Consider the following 19,548-nt stretch of genomic DNA (forward strand, 5'->3'; position numbering starts at 1 on the left):
CAAAACGATTTGTATACGATAGAAGTATATTCAACAACTTTTCGGTGAGATAATAGCGCGAATCGGTAGCGTAGCTTTGCAACATCATGTAATCTTCGCGCCATAGCTTAGTAGGGGATAGCGATGAACGACACGAATGATTTTAGTGGTAAAAACGGCAAAGTAAAAGTGATGTATGTCCGTAGTGAAGGACAGGATAATAATAAAGGTAATGATAAACGCCGTGGCGGTCGCGATGGTGCCCGTGACGGACGAGATGATCGAAGAGGCGATAAGCGTAGTGGTGGTCGTAATGACCGCAATGACCGTTCTAGTCGCCCAGGTCGCCCTGAAGGTGGCCGCTCAGATAGACGTTCTGAAAATAGAGATGAAGCACCTCGTGATCGTTCTCCATGGCGTACTATTTCTAAACAAGATAGTGAAGAGTTAGAAAATGATCATGGCGGTATCTCTGGTAAAAGCCAAATCGATCCTGAACAACTGCGTAAGCAACGTCAGGAAGAGACGCGTATTTACGGTGAAAATGCGTGCCAAGCAATGTTTAAAAATCGTCCGGATGGTATTGTCCGTGCATGGTTCTTGCAATCAGTAACACCTCGTTTTCGTGATGCATTGAAATGGATGGCAGCAAACCGTAAAGCTTACCATGTAGTCGATGCTGAAGAGTTAGAAAAAGCATCAGGTACTGAACATCATGGTGGCGTCTGCTTTATTATTAAAAAACGTGGTGGTATGCAAGCTGAAGCTTATTTGCAAGAAGCAGCAGATACTGACTGTGTTTTAGCGTTAGAAGATGTGGGTAACCCACATAACCTTGGTGGGATCATGCGTAGCTGTGCCCATTTTGGTATTCAAGGCGTCATTTTACAAGATGCTGGCATGTTGGAATCAGGTGCTGCAATTCGTACCGCAGAAGGTGGTGCTGAACATGTCAAAGCCATTGATGCTGATGGTTTTACTCCGACATTAGAAAAATTCCGTCAAGCTGGTTACACCATCGTAACGACCTCTAGCCATAAAGGCAGCCAAGATATTGCGAAAGTCCAGTTGCCGAAGAAAATGGTATTAGTTCTTGGGCAAGAGAGTGATGGCTTAAGCGACAGTACATGGGATCAGGGAGATATGAGCCTATATATTGGCGGAACAGGTAAAGTGGAAAGCTTGAACGTTTCTGTTGCCACAGGGATTATGTTGTCCCAATGGTGGTCACAAAATAAAGTTAAGTCATAGTTTTCTATAATTAACTTAGCCATCGTAAAAACCATACACGAAAAGCCAATAAGCTGATAAGTGTATGGTTTTTTTATTAGTGGGCCCCGCCCCCATCTTTAGAGCCAGCCCCAAATGGTGGTTTAGCAAACCAGACGATCACCATCAATAAGATAAATATCCCTGCAGATATCCAAAAAATCTCATTGGCTGACAAAATTAAACCTTGTTCAGTAATTTCACGAGCAATATAAGCAGCACTTTGCTGCTCATTCATCCCGATCTTCGCCAATTCACTGTACATATGCTGAGCATTCGGATTGTATGGATTGACAAATTCCGCCAGATTTTCATGGTGCATGGATTCACGTTGGGTCCACATTGTTGTGGTAATCGACGTACCAATTGCACCAGCGAGTGTTCGAGTAAAGTTCGATAAACTTGAAGCTGATGCCATTTTTTCTGGGGGTAATCCCGATAATGTAATGGTTGTTAGTGGCATAAAGAAGCAGGCAATCGCCAATCCTTGAACAAATTGAGGCCATGCTGCGGCGGCAAAGCCCATTCCCGGTTCAAAGGTATAAGCTCGCCAATAGTAACAAACTGCGTACATAATAAAGCTGAATGTCACCAAGTAGCGCATATCAATGCGATTACCAAAACGACCAATAATTGGTGTAATTAACAATGGCAATAATCCAACTGGGGCGGAGGCTAAACCTGCCCAAGTTGCGGTGTAACCATAAACCTCTTGGAGTAATTGCGGTAGTAAGACGATCGTCCCGAAATAGAGCATATAAGCCAAACTCAGTGATAAACAGCCGATAGTAAAGTTGCGTTCTTTGAATAAGGAAAGGTCAATGACGGGATGCTCATCAGTTAATTCCCAGACAATTAAAAAGGCGATTGCCACAACGGCTACGACTGTCAGTACGATAATCTCTGTCGAGTTAAACCAATCAAGTTCTTTTCCTTGGTCGAGCATAATCTGTAATGCACCAATGCCGACGACTAAAAGAACTAACCCAATTGTATCAATTGGTTTAATGGATATTTTCGTTTCACGCCCTTTTAGTGTTTTCATTATGGCAAAGATAATTGCGACACTAAAAGGGACATTAATAAAGAATATCCAACCCCAATGGTAATTATCGCTGATATAGCCCCCAAGAATGGGACCACAGATAGGCGCTATAACGATGGTCATCGACCATAGCGCTAATGCCATATTTCGTTTAGCTGGCGGATAGTTATTAAGCAGCAAACTTTGTGATAATGGGATCAGGGGACCTGCAACTAAACCTTGTAGAACTCGAAATAAGATCAGCATTTCTAAGCTACCAGAAATACCACATAGCCATGAGGTGAGGGCAAATAACCCTGTAGACCATAAGAATAGTCGGACTTCACCTATGCGCTTTGCTAGCCATCCAGTGACCGGGATTGAGATGGCATTAGCAACGCCAAATGAGGTAATTACCCATGTCCCTTGTGAATTGGATGCACCAAGGTTTCCGGCTATTGTCGGAATTGCGACGTTAGCAATGGTTGAGTCCAAGACTTGCATAAAGGTTGCCAAAGACAGCGCAATGGTCATCCAAGCGAGTTTTGAGCCTGTTAATGGGGCATTAGTCACGCGGTTATCTCCGTTTATTTATTGCCAGAGTTATTATTAATAATCTCAGCAACAATTTTATCGGCAGGAGACATATCAACAGCTAAAGCTGACGTGTGATAAGCTGGTGTATCACGTAAGCCTTTAGATAACACTTTTCCATCTTTATTTTTGGTATCAACTTCAACTTCAGTGGATAATCCAATACGTAATGGATATTCATCCAGTTGAGCTGGGTCAAGGGCAATTCTTACTGGTAAGCGCTGAACAACTTTGATCCAGTTACCGCTGGCATTTTGTGCCGGTAATAAAGAGAATGCGCTACCAGTTCCCATATCAAGCCCAACAACGGTTCCTTTGAATACAATTTTTTTACCGTAAAAATCTGAGGTGACTTTGGCCGGTTGACCAATCCGCATATCAGCGAGTTGGGTTTCTTTAAAATTAGCATCAACCCACATACCGCTTGAAGGGACAATTGCCATCAATGGTGTTGAAGGTGTGATTTGTGAACCAATTTGCACACTTCGGCGAGAAACATAACCATCCACAGGACTGACAATTTTTGTTCGTTGCAAAGTGAGCCAAGCATTTCTCACTTGGGTGGCTGCTTGTTCGACCAGAGGTTGTTTTTCTAATGCCGTACCCAGGACGATGGCTTGGTTTGCGTTATACTGTTCAATTGCTACGTCTAAAGCTCCTTTGGCGGTGACAACAGCATCTCTGGCATGTTGAAGTTCTTCTTTGCCAATAAGGTTACTGCTACCAAGGACTTCACGGCGTTTTAAGTCATTTTGTAAACGTGCTAATTCCGAGCGTTTAACTTCAATATTGGCTTGATATTGGCGGCTATTAATAATGTGCTGACGAGATTGCCGAACGCTATTGGCTAATTCTGTTTTTGCTTTTTCTAAAGCGAGCTCTGCATCTCGAGGATCTAATTCGACAAGAACGCTACCGCTTTGAACAAAATCGGTGTTGTCGACATTAACCGTCATAACGCTACCTGAGATTTGAGCTTGGATTTGGACTTGATTCCCGGCGACATAAGCGTTGTCTGTTGACTCATAGTGACGTAAAACAAGATACCAGTAAGCCGCCCAGGCTATCCCAATAGCAACAAAAATAAAGGTTAGGAACATCAGGGCATTTCTGCGTTGTCTTTTTTTATTCAACGGCGGTGTTTGCGTTTCAGGCAGATCCTCGCGGGCGTTCATACTGGTATTTCCCCATATAGGATAATAAAAACTACAATCGTTTCCAGTAGTTAGTATCAACTACTGGAAACCAAGATATAAAATGATGTTATTGCTGACGGGTTGTAGCAAAGTATAGTCGGAAAGGATAATGAAATATTAGTAACTGGAAAATCTTTTTTTCCTTTTTAAACCTTAGAATGCCTCAAATACATTAACCATTCAAAGAGTAAGGTTATTTGTCATTGTTCCTTCATGTTATCCAGTTTAGATAGTAACTTACGCATTAGTTTATCAAGTTGTTGTTTTTCTTCGATATCTAAGCTTGACCAGATATCAATTAATGCTTTATGTTGTGGAGGTAATAACCCACTTAAAAACTCCGAGCCTTTCTCTGTTAGATGCAGGTGTAGGCAGCGTCTATCATTGTGACTCTCTTTACGTTCAATCCAACCATTTTTTTCTAGTTCATCAGCAATACGTGTAGCATTGGTTCGAGAAGAACCTAGGGCTGCACTTAATTCGGATGGCTGTATACTGTGAGATTCTTTGGTATCAAGGATCATTAAGGCCATAAATAGGGTTTCATTTACCCCTTGCGCTCTGAGCATATTATTGCGCGATTCCAATAATTTTCCATGAACATGCATACACAGGCGAGTTAATAAAATCTCTTGATAAGGAATTGGGTTTTCGAGTGAATCTTGTTGCGCGACGCGAGCGTTGAGTAATTCTTCTGTCGGTGTAAATGAACTTTCCATTATTTGGATACCTTATTCGTTTCAGTTGGTAAGATTTCAACTGTAATCAACCGTGTAAATGGTATATTAAAAGTTAGAATTAGCAATTATACTTAATTAATATCATCCAGTTTATTTTGATAATGATACATTAATCATAAATTTTATGAATGTATTTCACCAAAGTTAGTATAGTTCAATTAACAATGACTGCATTTTTACTATAAAATAGGCAAACTGACGATATAATAATTGCATTTTATACGACAAATAAAATCATATAAAACAATATATAATCACATTGTATTAACTCAATACCATTTTTTTTATTACTCAATAATTACAATATAGATGGTTATTTATCCGTTTGAGGAATAAATACAGATAAACCGCTTATAATTTATCATATAAAAACATATTTATTTCAGGCTGAACAATAATCATACCATTTTATCAAGATATACCTTTTGTTTAACTGTGTCACTTATTAACTTTTTCTATATAAACTATACCTTGGTTAAACTATTTATCATTGTTAGCTATTCGTAATAATAATTATTGTAATTTCTCAAAATAGAGATGAGGAATAACGATAAATTAACTGATTTAAATTTAACCAAGCCAGCCAATAACCATAATAATAAACGGACTGTTATAGTTATTGGAATGATAAGTAGATGGCTATTCAGGGGAGGTAACCTGTGGGTCAAATCGAAAACCTATTAACCAGATAATTAAACTGATGCCTGTTAATGAGGCTCCTGAGATAACAATTCCAATCCAACCTGCTTGCTCATAAGCATATCCAGAGAGTAAAGAACCAAGCGCCCCACCAATAAAATAGCTAGTCATATAGCCAGCAGTTAACCTGTTTCGAGCTTCCGGCATAATACGGTATAACGTACTTTGATTTGTTACATGAACGGCTTGGATGGCAAGGTCGAGAATTAAAATTCCGACAATAAATGCAATCAATGAGTATTTTGCTAATCCAATTGGAAACCAAGAAAGTAGCAATAATACTAAACCAACGGTAGTGACTAATTTGCCTTTGCCTTTATCGACTAAACGACCTGCTTGCGAGGCCATCAAGGCCCCCGCAGCGCCGACCAATCCAAACAATCCAATCGTCCCTTCTGAGTAGTTAAATGGTGGGCTGGCCAACAAAAATGCCATGGCAGTCCATAACAGTGCAAAATTGGCAAAAGTCAGGGCGCCCAGTAATGCGCGAGTCGCTAAAACTGGCGTGGTGAAAAATAGCCGCCCAATTGAACCAATCAGTTGAAAGTAATTAAGTGCCGATTTTTGATGGTATCGAGGAAGCTTAATGGCTAGCACGATAATAAGAATGAACATTAATCCAAAAGCAACCCAGTAAATTGCTCGCCAACCACCCACCATGGCGACAGCACCAGAAATTGTTCGAGCTAATAGAATACCGAGTAATAACCCACTCATAATGGTACCAACGGCTTTACCTCTTTGATGAGGTTTAGCAATAGATGCAGCCATTGGAACGAGTATTTGAGCGACGACGGAAAATAAACCAGTCAGGGCGGTACCGAGTAAGATTTGCCAAATACTATCGGAAACAGCGGTGATCAATAAGCCGCTAGCTGACAGTGATGTCATAATAATAATGAGTTTTTTACGCTCAAAAAGATCCCCTAAAGGGACTAAAAAGAGAAGCCCCGCCGCATACCCTAACTGAGCGGCAGTCACGATAAAACCTGCCATGTTAGTGGTTAAATTGAATTGTACAGCGATAGTTTCCAGTAGCGGTTGCGCATAGTAATTACTGGCAACAACTAAGCCAGTGGCAATCGCCATGAGTAAAGTGAGTCCAGTAGTGAGTTCCGTCGATGATGTTTTCATGCTCGCCATGCTTCAGAGGTCATTTTGTGATTCAGTGGGTTGGCCATAAGCCTAACCCACTGCGAAGGTTCATTGTATAAATGATTTCATTTATTTTATTATTTTTTTGAGGGATTTAATGCGGGATATTTTTGTTGGTGTTATTCAAAAAAGCCAATCATCATCTTCAGTACTCACGGCTTTGCCGATGACATAGGATGAACCTGAGCCAGAGAAAAAATCATGGTTTTCATTAGCATCAGGAGAAAGTGCCGATAAAATTTCAGGACTAACTTGGGTGATAGCTTCAGGAAACAATGCCTCATAGCCTAAATTCATTAATGCTTTATTGGCGTTGTAATGTAGGAAGCTTTTTACATCTTCACTCCACCCCACACTATCATAGAGCTCTTGAGTATATTTAATCTCATTTTCATATAAATCAAAAAGTAAGGAAAACGTGAACTCTTTAATTTCATTTTGCTGCTGTTCATTATAGGTGGCGAGAGACTTTTGAAATTTATAGCCAATATAATAACCGTGGATCGCTTCATCACGAATGATCAAACGAATTAAATCTGCTGTATTGGTGAGTTTTCCACGGCTAGACCAGTACATTGGTAAATAGAATCCAGAATAAAACAGGAAAGATTCTAAAAACACACTGGCGACTTTTTTCTTCAATGGATGGGAGTCACAATAGTAAGACAGAATGATTTTAGCTTTATTTTGTAGGGCACTATTTTCTTCGCTCCAACGATAGGCTTCATCAACATCTGGGGTAGAGCAAAGTGTTGAGAATATTGAGCTATAGGAGCGAGCATGCACTGCTTCCATAAAACTGATATTAGAGAGTACGGCTTCTTCATGAGGTGTTTGTGCGTCCGCCATTAAACAAGGTGCTCCCACCGTATTTTGGATGGTGTCTAATAGTGTGAGTCCCGTGAATACACGGATAGTCAGCTTTTTCTCTGTTGCTGTGAGAGTATTCCACGAATTTATATCATTAGACAATGGGACTTTTTCAGGTAACCAAAAGTTTGTGGTTAAGCGGTTCCACACTTCAAGATCTTTATCATCTTGAATACGATTCCAGTTAATTGCTTGAATAGGGCGATTTAATGCGCTGGTGGTCATAGCCTATTTTCCTTTTACAGTGAGCAAGAGACGCAGCCTTCCACTTCGGTACCTTCAAGTGCAGTTTGGCGTAATCGAATGTAATACAGGGTTTTAATACCTTTTCGCCATGCGTAGATCTGGGCGCGGTTAATATCTCGCGTGGTGGCATCACCATCAAAAAACAGCGTCAAAGATAAGCCTTGGTCAACGTGTTGGGTGGCTTCTGCATAGGTATCAATAATTTTCTCAGGACCGATTTGATAAGCATCCTGATAGAACTTGAGGTTCTCATTGGTCATGAACGGTGCTGGATAATAGACTCGACCAATTTTACCTTCTTTACGGATCTCAATCGGAGCAACTACTGGATGAATGCTGGATGTTGAATTGTTGATATAGGAAATTGATCCTGTCGGCGGGATTGCCTGTAAATTTTGGTTATAAATTCCATAGGTCATGACGGATTGTTTGAGTGCTAGCCAATCTGCTTGTGTCGGAATTTCGATACCCGAACGTCGGAATAATTCCTGAACGGTTTGTGTCTTTGGTGACCATATTTTGTTGATATATTTATCAAAGTACTCACCACTGGCATATTTTGATGCGGAAAAACCATCGAATGTTTGTTGGCGTTCAATCGCGAGTTGGTTCGATGTTTTTAATGCGTAGTAAGCGACGGTATAGAAATAAATATTGGTAAAGTCCAATCCCTGTTCTGAACCATAATAGATATGTTCCCTTGCAAGGTAACCATGTAAATTCATCTGCCCCAAACCAATAGCGTGAGATTGCTGATTACCTTGCGCAATAGAGGGAACTGAATTGATGTAACTCATATCCGATACAGCAGTTAATGCTCGTACAGCGGTTTCGATCGATAATGCAAAATATGGGGAATCCATGGTACTGGCAATGTTCATCGAACCTAAATTACAGCTAATATCTTTACCGACTGTTTTATAATTGAGGTCATCTTCATAAGTGCTAGGCTGATTAACTTGCAGAATTTCTGAGCATAAATTGCTCATGTTAATACGTCCTGCAATTGGGTTTTCTCGATTAGCAGTATCTTCAAATAAGATATAGGGATAACCAGACTCAAACTGTATCTCGGCAATTGTTTGGAAAAATTCTCGCGCATTGATTTTGAATTTTTTTATCGCCTTATTGTTTACCATTTCATGGTATTTTTCGGAGACACTAATTTCAGACATGGCGACACCATATTCCCGTTGAACGTCATAAGGGGAAAATAGGTACATATCTTCATTATTTTTAGCTAACTGAAAGGTGATATCAGGGATCACAACACCAAGAGAGAGTGTTTTGATACGGATCTTTTCATCAGCATTTTCGCGTTTGGTATCTAAAAAACGTAAAATATCGGGATGATGGGCATGTAAATAAACAGCCCCAGCGCCTTGTCTTGCTCCAAGTTGGTTTGCATAAGAGAAAGCATCTTCTAGCATTTTCATCACAGGAACCACACCAGAGGATTGGTTCTCAATATGTTTAATTGGCGCACCTTGCTCACGTAAGTTCGTCATTAAAAATGCGACACCGCCTCCACGTTTTGAAAGTTGGAGAGCTGAGTTTACTGAGCGACCAATGGATTCCATATTATCTTCAATGCGTAGTAAGAAGCAGGAAATTAATTCTCCCCGTTGTTTTTTTCCACAGTTGAGAAATGTCGGCGTAGCGGGTTGAAAGCGTCCACTAATAATCTCATCAACTAACCGTGAAGCTAATGATTTTGAGCCTTGTGCAAGGGTGAGGGCGACCATACAGACGCGATCTTCATAACGTTCAAGATATCGCTGCCCATCAAAGGTTTTAAGGGTATAGCTGGTGTAATATTTAAAGGCACCTAAAAAGGTTTTAAAACGGAATTTGTGAGCGTAGGCTTGCTTGAAAAGCTGCTTAATAAATTGAAATTCATATTGTTCTAAGACTTCAGATTCGTAGTAATTCTCATTCACTAAAAAATCGAGTTTCTCCTTTAGATCATGGAAAAAAACGGTATTTTGATTAACGTGCTGGCGGAAATAAGCATGAGCAGCTTGTTTATCTTTGTCTAATTGCAGGCGGCCTTCACTGTCATACAGGTTGAGCATTGCATTGAGGGAATGGTAATCAACATTGTGTATATCTTGCATTTTATCCATGGGGATGATTTCCGTTATAAACGCGTTGCCAGAAAGATTTCAGCCCTTGTTTGACTGATTGAACATCTTGCTCAGTACCCAATAATTCGAAACGATAAAGAAAAGGCACATGGCACTTTTGGGCAATAATATTGCCAGCGATGGCATACGCTTTACCAAAATTGGTATTGCCCGCTGCAATGACGCCGCGAATGAATGATCGATTAGTTTCGATGTTCAAAAAATGGATCACTTCTTTGGGAACCGCACCTTTACTGGTTCCTCCACCATAGGTTGGTAAAAGTAAAACATAGGGTTGTGAGGCGATGATAGGGCTCTGTGCTGTGTGCTCTATGGGGATTCGAGTCGCGGGTAGTTCAAGTTTTTCCACAAAACGGTGGCAATTCTCCGAACGACTCGAAAAGTAAATGAGAGATTTCGTACCCATAATGGGAGCCTAATCCGCTAAAGTGTTAATCATGTCGGGGCGAAAGCCTGACCAATGCTGTTCACCAACGATCACGACCGGTAGTTGTTGATAACCAAGTTTTTTAATAAATTCAATTGCTTGATTGTTATCGCTAAGATCAATGACTTGATAGGAAAGCTGTTTACGATCGAGCGCTTGATAAGTGGCATTACACTGAACGCAGTTAGGTTTACTATAAATGGTAATCTCAGTCATATTTTTCGCCTTTACATTTTCTATACGTGGTAGTTGTGGATTGAATAATGTTTAAATCCTATATATAGATCATTTTTATTTCAACCATACAATATATGGTGTTTTGTGTTATTGAATGATAATCATTCGAATTATTTGCTATGCTGTTATTAACATTGAAAATAAAAAAATAGAGGGGCAGATGATTCCTTTTGCCACACTGAGAAAAAATATCATTGCAAAGTAGAAATAATTTACTTTATAACTGTATATACAATCAGGTAAGTGAATCCTTTTAAGGAGATGTTATGTATCATCAATATTTGGCAGCACCAGAAAACTTTCCTAAACCGTGGATCCATATTACGGCTGATGATAACGGGGTAACGAGTATCTATTTTGTGGATGAAAAAACAGAAAAAGAATCTAAGAGTGAGCATTCCAAACAGTGTGCAAAAGAATTAAAGGAATACTTTAATCATAAAAGGACGGTTTTTTCAGTTGCCTTGAATCCTAATGGAACGGAGTTCCAGAAAAAGGTGTGGAAGCATTTGTGTGATATTCCTTATGGCGAGCGCTGGAGTTATAAAGATCTCGCCTTAAAATTAGGCTCAGTCAATTATTGCCGCGCAGTAGGAATGGCGAATTCTCGTAACCCGATTTCATTGATTATTCCTTGTCATCGAGTACTTGGGCATGATGGAAAATTGGTGGGCTATACTGGAGGATTAGATATTAAAGATTGGTTATTAATTCACGAGGAGTAATCTCTGAAAAATTAACCATCAGTAATACTTACCTTTGTATTAATGGCTATTATTAAGAATAATCGCCGTCTTAAGAGACGAAAATACGGATAAATAATAATTTTTTATCATTTAAATCAATTTTCGTGATCTAGGTTGTAGACAAGTAACTTATAGATCTGATGTACTGAGCTTGATACAGATGGTGTGTCTATTTTATTTTAAAGGTAATATTTGATGTCTAAAGTTAAAGGTAACGTTAAGTGGTTCAACGAGTCTAAAGGTTTTGGTTTTATTACTCCAGAAGATGGTAGCAAAGATGTTTTTGTTCACTTTTCTGCTATCACAAGCGATGGTTTCAAAACCTTAGCTGAAGGCCAAAGAGTTGAATTTGAAATCACTGAAGGTCCAAAAGGTCCATCTGCTGCTAACGTTATCTCTCTGTAATTAAACACTTAGAAACGAACAGCCTAAACTCGCACTAGCTTTGCTAGCGCGAGTTTTTTTATCTATTGCAGTTAAAGATTAGCGATTAAAACGCTATAGATAAATTAATAAAAAACCTCAATGGTTAAATGTAACCATTGAGGTCTATGCGGATAATATTTTATGAAAATCGTGAATATTATTTAACTTCTTCGCCTTTAGCTTGTAAGTCAGCATGGTAGGAAGAGCGCACGAACGGACCGCATGCAGCATGGGTGAAGCCCATATCCATTGCAGCCTGTTTCATTTCATCAAACTCTTCAGGGCTAACATAGCGTTTTACCGGTAAGTGATGGCGGCTTGGTTGCAAATATTGGCCCAGAGTTAGCATTGTTACACCATGACGGCGTAAATCACGCATAACCTCAATAATTTCTGCGTTGGTTTCACCTAAACCAACCATCAAACCTGACTTTGTCGGGATTTCTGGATGCGCTTCTTTGAATTTTTCCAACAGCTTTAATGACCACTCGTAGTTTGCACCGGGGCGAACTTGACGGTAAACCCGTGGAACGTTTTCAAGGTTATGGTTAAAGACATCCGGTGGCGTTGCTGTCAGGATCTCTAATGCGCGATCCATTCGTCCTCTAAAGTCGGGCACCAGCGTTTCAATTTTAATTGTTGGATTTTTTTCTCTGATTGCACTGATACAATCAGCAAAGTGTTGTGCACCACCATCACGTAAATCATCACGATCCACGGATGTAATCACCACATAGCGTAGCGCCATGTCTTTAATTGTTTGAGCTAGTTTAACGGGTTCATTGGCATCTGGTGCATTTGGACGACCATGAGCAACGTCACAAAACGGGCAGCGGCGTGTACAGATAGCCCCTAAAATCATAAAGGTGGCAGTACCATGGTTAAAACATTCAGAGAGGTTAGGGCAGGAAGCTTCTTCGCAGACCGAGTGCAAGCCATTTTTACGCATAGCAGCTTTGATGCCTTGAATACGCGTAGAGTCAGCAGGCAATCTGATTTTCATCCACTCAGGTTTACGTAGAATTTCTTCACGTTCCGTGACCACGTTTTTAACAGGGATCAGTGCCATTTTATCGGCGTCACGATATTTAATTCCACGCTCGATCTGAATTGGTTTACTCATAATGTGCCGGTTCCAGTTATCTTTTTGCCATTAAAATTTTTTTGAGAAATGTTAAAAAATTATAGCATTATTATTGAACAATATGAAATCCAAGTGTGTCACAGAACTGATTAATTAGCACTGGCTGAACATCGTTTAGTGTAACATTTGGAGACAGGGCTCTCATTTGGGTCATTTTTAATTCACTATAACCACAAGGATTTATACGGTTAAAAGGCTCAAGATCCATATCGATATTTAGTGCTAATCCATGAAATGAACAGCCTTTTCTGATGCGTAAGCCAAGAGAGCAAATTTTATCGCCATTAACATATACGCCAGGTGCATCAGGACGCGGGTAAGCCGAAATATTGAAATGTGCTAGCGTGTTGACCACGCTGGTTTCCAATGCACTGACAAGCTCACGTACACCAATGTGATTGCGTTTTAAATCGATGAGAACATACATAACCTGTTGGCCGGGTCCATGATATGTTACCTGACCACCACGATCGCTTTGGATCACGGGAATATCACCGGGAGCTAAAACGTGTTCTGCTTTACCCGCTTGACCTTGTGTAAACACGCGGGGATGTTGCACTAGCCAAATTTCATCACACGTCTCTGGTGTACGAGATTCAGTAAATTGGTGCATTGCATCTGAAACGGTTTGATAGGGAGCAAGCCCTAGCTGGCGCAGTATTATGCTTTTATCTGACAAAATTTCGATATCCACACGCTATAAAGATGAGTCGGCAGTATAACGCCACAGAAATGAGATCACCAGTTTGTCGTATTATTGGCAGGTGTTTTTTGTAGGTACAAAAAACCGAGCGTTATGCTCGGTTTTTCGGGATTAATTAAAGGACAACTTTAACTAATTCTAATGCACCTAACTCAGTGTAGAGCGTTTCAACTTGCTCAATATGAGTAGCATTAATGGTGATGGAGACGGAGTGATAATTGCCTTTACTGCTCGGTTTCACATCTGGAGAGTAATCACCCGGAGCATGGCGCTGAACCACTTCAATCACTTGATCAACCAATTCTGGTTGTGCTAAGCCCATCACTTTGTAGGTCAATGGACATGGGAACTCAAGCAGTTCACCTAATTTTGTTTTCATGGGCACTCCTAAAATAATGAATTAGCGCCTGCATAAAAATTGGCTGGGAGAAATAGAGATTTCACCAGCCAATTTATGATTCCATAATAGTTTATATTTCATCACAGGCTTTCTGATACAAACTATATGGGGATAACTAATTTCAATTTCAAGTATTAGCTAAACCAGCGATGGAATAACAATTTGATGTAATCAATTAAACGACTGAAGAATCCGCCTTCTTCAACATCTTTGAGTACCGTTAATGGGCGCTGTTCAATAGTTTTACCATCTAATTGGAAACTAATCACACCGACTTGCTGGCCTTTTTTCAATGGGGCTTCAATTTCAGTACTTGTTAGTTCATAGCTTGCTTTTAAGTCTTTTAAGCGACCGCGAGGAATAGTCAAATACAGGTCATCAACTACACCTAATTTAACTTCGCTTTCATCACCAAACCAGACGGGAGTCGTTGCAAATTCAACTCCAGCTTGCAGTGGTTTTACTGTCTCATAAAAACGAAAACCGTAAGTCAGCAATTTTTTACTTTCGGCATCGCGCCCTTTGCTGCTTTTGCCACCCATAACGACAGAAATTAAGCGCATATCGCCATCTTTAGCTGATGCGACTAAGTTATAACCCGCTGCATCAGTATGACCTGTTTTGATACCATCAACAGCGAGGCTTTTATCCCATAATAAACCGTTGCGGTTTGTTTGACGGATATTATTAAAGGTAAATTCTTTTTCTTTATAAATTTCGTACTCTTCAGGAACATCACGGATAAGCGCTTGACCAATCAATGCCATATCACGAGCTGAGCTATACTGACCTTCGGCATCTAAGCCATGTACAGTCTGAAAGTGCGTATTTTGTAAGCCTAATTTAGAGACATAGTTGTTCATCAAGTTAACAAAGCTAGATTGATCGCCTGCAACATGGTCTGCCATTGCAACACAGGCATCGTTACCTGATTGTAGGTTAATCCCACGGGTTAACTGAGAAACACTGACTCTATCACCCGGTTTTAAAAACATTAATGACGAGCCTTTGAAAATCGGGTTACCGGTTGCCCATGCATCTTCACCCACGGTGACCATGTCATTTGCCCCAATTTTCCCTGATTTTATTGCTTGACCGATAACATAGCTGGTCATCATTTTGGTCAAACTTGCTGGGTCTCGGCGTTGGTCGGCATTGCTTTCGGCGAGAACTTTACCTGAATTATAATCAATTAAGATGTAGGCTTCGGCGTCGATGGTTGGCGCTGCGGGTATGGATGTATTTGGAAATGCTTCATCAGCATTTGCAAAGTTAACAGTAGAAATAAGCAGTGCTGAAGCCAAGGCTGTCTGACGCACAATGCGTGATGGGAAGACATTTTTCATGGTTGTATCATTACATCCGATGTTCGGTTACTCAAAAAGCGCAGTGTAACAAAAGTTCAAAAGCAGAGAGAAGAGCTCTTGTACTGTGCCAACAAATTTACGTTATTTTATACCTGATAGATATTAAGTTGCAGAGGGAAAGTGAATTTAATTTTCCCTCACAACATAAGTTCTTAAGTGTAGACAACCCGTTACGGTGCAACCACCATGGATTGTTGATTTTTTTCTGACTGTAGACGACTTTGGATATCAACCGCTTGCTGTCTTGTCGAGAATGGACCTAACTGAACACGATAAATGCCATTATAAGGCTGTAGGCGCCCCGGAACATTGAACTGAGTTTTCAGACCGTCAAGCATGCTTTGGGCATTCGCTTTACTACTGATAGCGCCAGCTTGGACTAAAAAACCACGTTCGGGAACGGGTTGTTCAGCCGCAGCTTGTGGTGCCACTTCGGGTTCTGGGGTATTGACTTTCATTTCTGGCATGGTTGGTTGCATAGGCTCTACAGGCTGTTTCACCGGTAATGTATTTGCCGGAGCCGGAGATTCCTGCATTACAGGAGTCCCAAGAGGACTAGAACCTAATTGTGGTCGATCCGGTAGGGCATAGCTTTGTTTAACAAAGTTAGAACCGACGCTGCCGGGACCAGATAAACTACCATCTGGCGCCACTTGAATTGCATCAATTTTAATTTTTGTTGTTTGCATTAAATTTAAACGATCCGCAGCTGCCCGGGATAGTGCAATACTTTTCCCAGGTATATAAGGACCGCGGTCATTAACACGCACAACCATCATACGCCCGTTCATCATGTTAGTGACTCGGACGTAGCTTGGAATTGGTAGGGTTGGATGAGATGCCGTCAATTCTACAGGATTGACACGCTCACCAATCGCCGTTAGGTGCCCTGATGCTTCTTGACCATAAATAGCAGCATAACCGACTTGAGAGAACTGAGCTGGATCACGGACAATTTGATAGGTTTGGCCGTTGCGCTGGTAATCGTTATTGGCTGTTGGGTGGTAAGGCTCATAGTGTGGCTCAGCCCCTAACACGTCTTGTGTTGGAACATTGCTTGGCACAGTGGCAGGTTGTTTAACGTCTTCGTTAACACAACCACTGAGCAATGTGGCGGTCATGGCAAGCATAATCCATTGTAAACGCATACTAAGCCTCATTTTATAAACTCTTAGAAAGAAATTTTCTGTGGGTATGGATGGACATGATAATACCGAATCCCGCCATTAAAACAATCAAGGCGGAACCTCCATAACTGACCAATGGGAGTGGCACACCTACAACCGGTAAGATCCCACTCACCATACCGATATTCACAAATACATACACGAACAGGATGAGGATCAATCCTCCCACCATAACACGGCCAAACGTATTTTGGGCGCTAGCAGCGATATACAACCCTCGGACAATCAATAGGATATATAGACCTAGCAAAATGAGAACCCCGATAAGTCCGAGTTCTTCAGCCAATACCGCAAAGATAAAGTCTGTATGGCGTTCTGGTAAGAATTCTAGCTGAGATTGAGTACCTTGCAGCCAGCCTTTCCCCATTAACCCACCGGAACCAATGGCTATCTTAGATTGAATAATATGATAACCCGCCCCTAGAGGATCTGTTTCTGGGTCGAGTAGCATCATCACACGTGAACGTTGGTAATCGTGCATTAAAAAGAACCAAAGTAACGGGATGAAGGCCGCGAGTGCTACCGCCGCAATTGCAATCAATCGCCAGCTCATTCCGGCAAGAAATAGGACAAATAGCCCAGAGCAGGCAACGAGAATGGATGTTCCAAGGTCAGGTTGGGCTGCGACTAATAAAGTGGGTAAGAAAATAATAATTAGAGCAATAAAGGTATTCTTAAGTGTAGGTGGGCATTGGTCTCGATTCATAAATCGAGCCACCATTAATGGTACAGCAATTTTGGCTATTTCAGAGGGCTGAAAACGGACAAAACCAAGGTCAAGCCAACGTTGGGCGCCTTTACTAATTTGCCCAAATACATCGACAAAAATCAATAAAATAACGCAAAAAATAAACAGGTGGGGTGCCAAGCTTTCATACAGGCGAGGGGGAATTTGCGCCATTACTATCATGACAACGAAACCGGAGGCAATTTGCCCCAATTTTCGTTCCATCATTTCAGGATCTTGACCGCTAGCACTCCACATAATAAACGCGCTATAGGCTAATAGAGCAATAATGATCAATAACATCGGCACATCGATATGCAGACGTGTGGATAACGGTAATTTTTTCTTATCGTCAGTCATGGGATTAACGGTCTTCCTCTGCACTTACGCCTGCGCTTTCGACTTGGGTATTGTTATCACCTAATAGCACATGGTCAAAGATTTGACGTACAATATCACCAACAGCAGGACCTGCGCCGCCATTCTCAAGAATGATTGCAACGGCAATAGTTGGTTTGTCATACGGTGCGTAGGCAATCATCAGTTTATGGTCGCGTAGATGTTCTGCCAATTTACTTGCGTTATAGGTTTCATAACTAAATACTTGGGCAGTACCTGATTTGGCTGCAACCTTATAAGGTGTACCAACAAAGCTGCGTTTACCTGTTCCGTTTGGTGCATTCGCAACTCCATACATACCCGTTTTAGCCAGCTCCCAGTACCCGGAATGGATATCGCCAATCTGTTTGGTTTCTTTCTCTTCATAAGGCACCATCGCATTGCCTAATTTCGTCCCATAGAGCAAGTGTGGCGTTTTAATTTGCCCGTCATTAATCAAGGTCATTAACGCTTTAGACATCTGAATCGGTGTTGCTGTCCAGTAGCCTTGTCCTATACCTACAGGAATGGTGTCACCTTGATACCAAGGCTTTTTATAACGTTTTTGTTTCCACTCACGGGTTGGCATGATCCCTTGGCGCTCTTCGGAGAGGTCAATTCCCGTGTATTCACCAAAACCAAATTTTGTCATCCACGCCGATAAACGATCAATTCCCATGTCATAGGCTACTTGATAAAAGAAGGTATCCGCAGATTCAATAATTGATTTCACCACATTTAATTTACCATGACCCCAACGCTTCCAGTCACGATAACGTTTTTCAGAACCGGGCAGCTGCCACCAACCTGGGTCAAAGATAGTCGTGTTTGGCGTGATGACTTTTTCACTTAATGCAGCGACAGAAATAAAGGGTTTAACCGTTGATGCAGGTGGATATAGCCCTTGAGTTGCACGGTTGATTAACGGCCTATTCGGGTTATTTAATAGTGCTTGGTAATCTTTATTGGATATCCCGTTAACGAATAAGTTTGAATCGTAACTCGGCGTAGATACCAGTGCGAGAATCTCTCCATTACGAGGGTCAGTGACTACAACAGCCGCTCGGCTAGTGGTGAGGATTTTCTCGATATAAGATTGTAATTCAAGGTCGATAGTTAAATAGATATCACGACCTGCTTGAGGTGGTTGCTCATGTAGCTGGCGGATCACGCGCCCACGGCTGTTAACCTCAACCTCTTCATATCCCGTTTTTCCATGTAGAACGTCTTCATAATAGCGTTCAATACCTAATTTCCCGATATCATGGCTGGCAGCATAATTGGGTAGTAAACCTTCTTTATCGAGGCGTTCTACGTCTTTATCGTTGATTTTTGCCACATAGCCGATGACATGAGTTAATGCTGAACCATAAGGATATGAACGGCGTTGATAACTTTTAACTTCTAAGCCGGGAAAACGATATTGATTTACAGCAAAACGTGCAACTTGAACTTCATTAAGCTGTGTTTTTAACGCAATCGACGTAAAACGGCGAGAACGTTTACGTTCTTTTTCGAAATTGACAATATCTTCATCGCTAAGATCGACAATATTGCGCAGTTTATCTAGGGTATCCTGTAAGTTTTCAACTTTTTCAGGGACAATCTCAAGCTGATAAAATGCACTGTTTAAGGCTAATGGCGTCCCTTTACGGTCATAAATGATGCCGCGGCTTGGCGCGATGGGGACTAATTTTATGCGGTTGTCATTGGAGCGCGTCTGATAATCGTCATGACGTACAATTTGTAGATGATACAAATTGGTAATGAGGATTGAAGTAAGTATGACAATGACGCCGAAAGCAATTAATGCTCGGCGAATAAACAAAACTGATTCAGCGGTATGGTCGCGAAAAGGGGTGCGTTGTTGTTTCATCCCATTGCCAT

The 19,548-nt window shown here is 41.0% G+C and carries 18 protein-coding genes; 3 read left to right on the top strand and 15 right to left on the bottom strand.

The window, feature by feature from the left end; genetic code table 11:
- Positions 1–123 precede the first annotated feature (123 nt).
- Positions 124–1,230, top strand: a complete 1,107-nt coding sequence (locus tag EL244_RS04710; RefSeq protein WP_006812841.1) for a tRNA/rRNA methyltransferase — start codon at positions 124–126, stop codon at positions 1,228–1,230.
- A 76-nt stretch (positions 1,231–1,306) separates the two neighbouring features.
- On the opposite strand, the gene emrB is transcribed toward EL244_RS04710, so the two are convergent.
- The 8 genes from emrB to nrdH all read right to left on the bottom strand — a co-directional run bounded on the left by emrB (position 1,307) and on the right by nrdH (position 10,562).
- Positions 1,307–2,806 (bottom strand): multidrug efflux MFS transporter permease subunit EmrB, encoded by a 1,500-nt coding sequence (gene emrB, locus EL244_RS04715; RefSeq protein WP_154600450.1) that lies wholly within the window; start codon positions 2,804–2,806, stop codon positions 1,307–1,309.
- 53 nt (positions 2,807–2,859) lie between these two features.
- Positions 2,860–4,041, bottom strand: a complete 1,182-nt coding sequence (emrA, locus tag EL244_RS04720; RefSeq protein ID WP_126459135.1) for a multidrug efflux MFS transporter periplasmic adaptor subunit EmrA — start codon at positions 4,039–4,041, stop codon at positions 2,860–2,862.
- A 221-nt stretch (positions 4,042–4,262) separates the two neighbouring features.
- The gene (mprA, locus tag EL244_RS04725) at positions 4,263–4,781 is read right to left on the bottom strand and encodes a transcriptional repressor MprA (RefSeq protein ID WP_126459138.1); all 519 of its coding nucleotides are present in this window, start codon (positions 4,779–4,781) and stop codon (positions 4,263–4,265) included.
- A 660-nt stretch (positions 4,782–5,441) separates the two neighbouring features.
- Complete coding sequence (locus tag EL244_RS04730; protein WP_172597500.1) at positions 5,442–6,644, bottom strand: MFS transporter; 1,203 nt, start codon at positions 6,642–6,644, stop codon at positions 5,442–5,444.
- A gap of 135 nt (positions 6,645–6,779) precedes the next feature.
- Positions 6,780–7,751, bottom strand: a complete 972-nt coding sequence (gene nrdF / locus EL244_RS04735) for a class 1b ribonucleoside-diphosphate reductase subunit beta (RefSeq protein WP_006812836.1) — start codon at positions 7,749–7,751, stop codon at positions 6,780–6,782.
- Positions 7,752–7,765: 14 nt separating this feature from the next.
- Complete coding sequence (gene nrdE / locus EL244_RS04740; protein ID WP_126459145.1) at positions 7,766–9,898, bottom strand: class 1b ribonucleoside-diphosphate reductase subunit alpha; 2,133 nt, start codon at positions 9,896–9,898, stop codon at positions 7,766–7,768.
- A complete protein-coding gene (gene nrdI / locus EL244_RS04745; RefSeq protein ID WP_039854017.1) occupies positions 9,891–10,325 on the bottom strand; it encodes a class Ib ribonucleoside-diphosphate reductase assembly flavoprotein NrdI in 435 nt (144 codons plus the stop codon). Before nrdI ends, nrdE begins: the two co-directional genes overlap by 8 nt.
- A gap of 9 nt (positions 10,326–10,334) precedes the next feature.
- Positions 10,335–10,562, bottom strand: a complete 228-nt coding sequence (gene nrdH, locus EL244_RS04750; protein ID WP_112836349.1) for a glutaredoxin-like protein NrdH — start codon at positions 10,560–10,562, stop codon at positions 10,335–10,337.
- Between the two features lie 287 nt (positions 10,563–10,849).
- On the opposite strand from nrdH, the gene EL244_RS04755 reads away from it, so the two are divergent.
- A complete protein-coding gene (locus EL244_RS04755; protein WP_006812832.1) occupies positions 10,850–11,308 on the top strand; it encodes a methylated-DNA--[protein]-cysteine S-methyltransferase in 459 nt (152 codons plus the stop codon).
- A gap of 216 nt (positions 11,309–11,524) precedes the next feature.
- Positions 11,525–11,734: a transcription antiterminator/RNA stability regulator CspE gene (cspE, locus tag EL244_RS04760; protein ID WP_006812831.1), complete on the top strand. Its 210-nt coding sequence runs from the start codon at positions 11,525–11,527 to the stop codon at positions 11,732–11,734.
- Positions 11,735–11,912: 178 nt separating this feature from the next.
- Here the strand turns inward: cspE and lipA are convergent, their stop codons facing one another.
- The 7 genes from lipA to mrdA form a co-directional block, all read right to left on the bottom strand.
- Positions 11,913–12,878 (bottom strand): lipoyl synthase, encoded by a 966-nt coding sequence (lipA, locus tag EL244_RS04765; RefSeq protein WP_006812830.1) that lies wholly within the window; start codon positions 12,876–12,878, stop codon positions 11,913–11,915.
- A 70-nt stretch (positions 12,879–12,948) separates the two neighbouring features.
- Positions 12,949–13,593, bottom strand: coding sequence for a lipoyl(octanoyl) transferase LipB (gene lipB / locus EL244_RS04770; protein ID WP_126459148.1), 645 nt, complete (start codon positions 13,591–13,593; stop codon positions 12,949–12,951).
- Between the two features lie 124 nt (positions 13,594–13,717).
- The gene (gene ybeD / locus EL244_RS04775; protein WP_004257083.1) at positions 13,718–13,981 is read right to left on the bottom strand and encodes a DUF493 family protein YbeD; all 264 of its coding nucleotides are present in this window, start codon (positions 13,979–13,981) and stop codon (positions 13,718–13,720) included.
- Positions 13,982–14,136: 155 nt separating this feature from the next.
- Positions 14,137–15,348, bottom strand: a complete 1,212-nt coding sequence (gene dacA, locus EL244_RS04780) for a D-alanyl-D-alanine carboxypeptidase DacA (protein WP_126459151.1) — start codon at positions 15,346–15,348, stop codon at positions 14,137–14,139.
- Positions 15,349–15,539: 191 nt separating this feature from the next.
- Positions 15,540–16,517 carry an endolytic peptidoglycan transglycosylase RlpA gene (gene rlpA, locus EL244_RS04785; RefSeq protein WP_039854014.1) on the bottom strand — a complete coding sequence of 326 codons (978 nt, stop codon included), beginning with the start codon at positions 16,515–16,517 and terminating at the stop codon, positions 15,540–15,542.
- A gap of 13 nt (positions 16,518–16,530) precedes the next feature.
- Positions 16,531–17,643 carry a peptidoglycan glycosyltransferase MrdB gene (gene mrdB / locus EL244_RS04790; RefSeq protein WP_006812826.1) on the bottom strand — a complete coding sequence of 371 codons (1,113 nt, stop codon included), beginning with the start codon at positions 17,641–17,643 and terminating at the stop codon, positions 16,531–16,533.
- Between the two features lie 4 nt (positions 17,644–17,647).
- Positions 17,648–19,537, bottom strand: coding sequence for a peptidoglycan DD-transpeptidase MrdA (mrdA, locus tag EL244_RS04795; protein WP_006812825.1), 1,890 nt, complete (start codon positions 19,535–19,537; stop codon positions 17,648–17,650).
- Between the last annotated feature and the right edge of the window lie 11 nt (positions 19,538–19,548).

This window comes from Providencia rustigianii (assembly GCF_900637755.1).
Classification (GTDB): Bacteria; Pseudomonadota; Gammaproteobacteria; order Enterobacterales; family Enterobacteriaceae; genus Providencia; species Providencia rustigianii.

Bases quoted from the DNA above. Each gene is read 5' to 3' on its own strand.
- mprA (WP_126459138.1), bottom strand. From the start codon at position 4,781: ATGGAAAGTTCATTTACACCGACAGAAGAATTACTCAACGCTCGCGTC.
- nrdH (WP_112836349.1), bottom strand. From the start codon at position 10,562: ATGACTGAGATTACCATTTATAGTAAACCTAACTGCGTTCAGTGTAAT.
- mrdB (WP_006812826.1), bottom strand. From the start codon at position 17,643: ATGACTGACGATAAGAAAAAATTACCGTTATCCACACGTCTGCATATC.
- emrB (WP_154600450.1), bottom strand. From the start codon at position 2,806: ATGACCATTGCGCTGTCTTTGGCAACCTTTATGCAAGTCTTGGACTCA.
- nrdE (WP_126459145.1), bottom strand. From the start codon at position 9,898: ATGGATAAAATGCAAGATATACACAATGTTGATTACCATTCCCTCAAT.
- emrA (WP_126459135.1), bottom strand. From the start codon at position 4,041: ATGAACGCCCGCGAGGATCTGCCTGAAACGCAAACACCGCCGTTGAAT.
- EL244_RS04730 (WP_172597500.1), bottom strand. From the start codon at position 6,644: ATGGCGAGCATGAAAACATCATCGACGGAACTCACTACTGGACTCACT.
- EL244_RS04710 (WP_006812841.1), top strand. From the start codon at position 124: ATGAACGACACGAATGATTTTAGTGGTAAAAACGGCAAAGTAAAAGTG.
- rlpA (WP_039854014.1), bottom strand. From the start codon at position 16,517: ATGCGTTTACAATGGATTATGCTTGCCATGACCGCCACATTGCTCAGT.
- dacA (WP_126459151.1), bottom strand. From the start codon at position 15,348: ATGAAAAATGTCTTCCCATCACGCATTGTGCGTCAGACAGCCTTGGCT.
- mrdA (WP_006812825.1), bottom strand. From the start codon at position 19,537: ATGAAACAACAACGCACCCCTTTTCGCGACCATACCGCTGAATCAGTT.
- EL244_RS04755 (WP_006812832.1), top strand. From the start codon at position 10,850: ATGTATCATCAATATTTGGCAGCACCAGAAAACTTTCCTAAACCGTGG.
- nrdF (WP_006812836.1), bottom strand. From the start codon at position 7,751: ATGACCACCAGCGCATTAAATCGCCCTATTCAAGCAATTAACTGGAAT.
- ybeD (WP_004257083.1), bottom strand. From the start codon at position 13,981: ATGAAAACAAAATTAGGTGAACTGCTTGAGTTCCCATGTCCATTGACC.
- cspE (WP_006812831.1), top strand. From the start codon at position 11,525: ATGTCTAAAGTTAAAGGTAACGTTAAGTGGTTCAACGAGTCTAAAGGT.
- nrdI (WP_039854017.1), bottom strand. From the start codon at position 10,325: ATGGGTACGAAATCTCTCATTTACTTTTCGAGTCGTTCGGAGAATTGC.
- lipA (WP_006812830.1), bottom strand. From the start codon at position 12,878: ATGAGTAAACCAATTCAGATCGAGCGTGGAATTAAATATCGTGACGCC.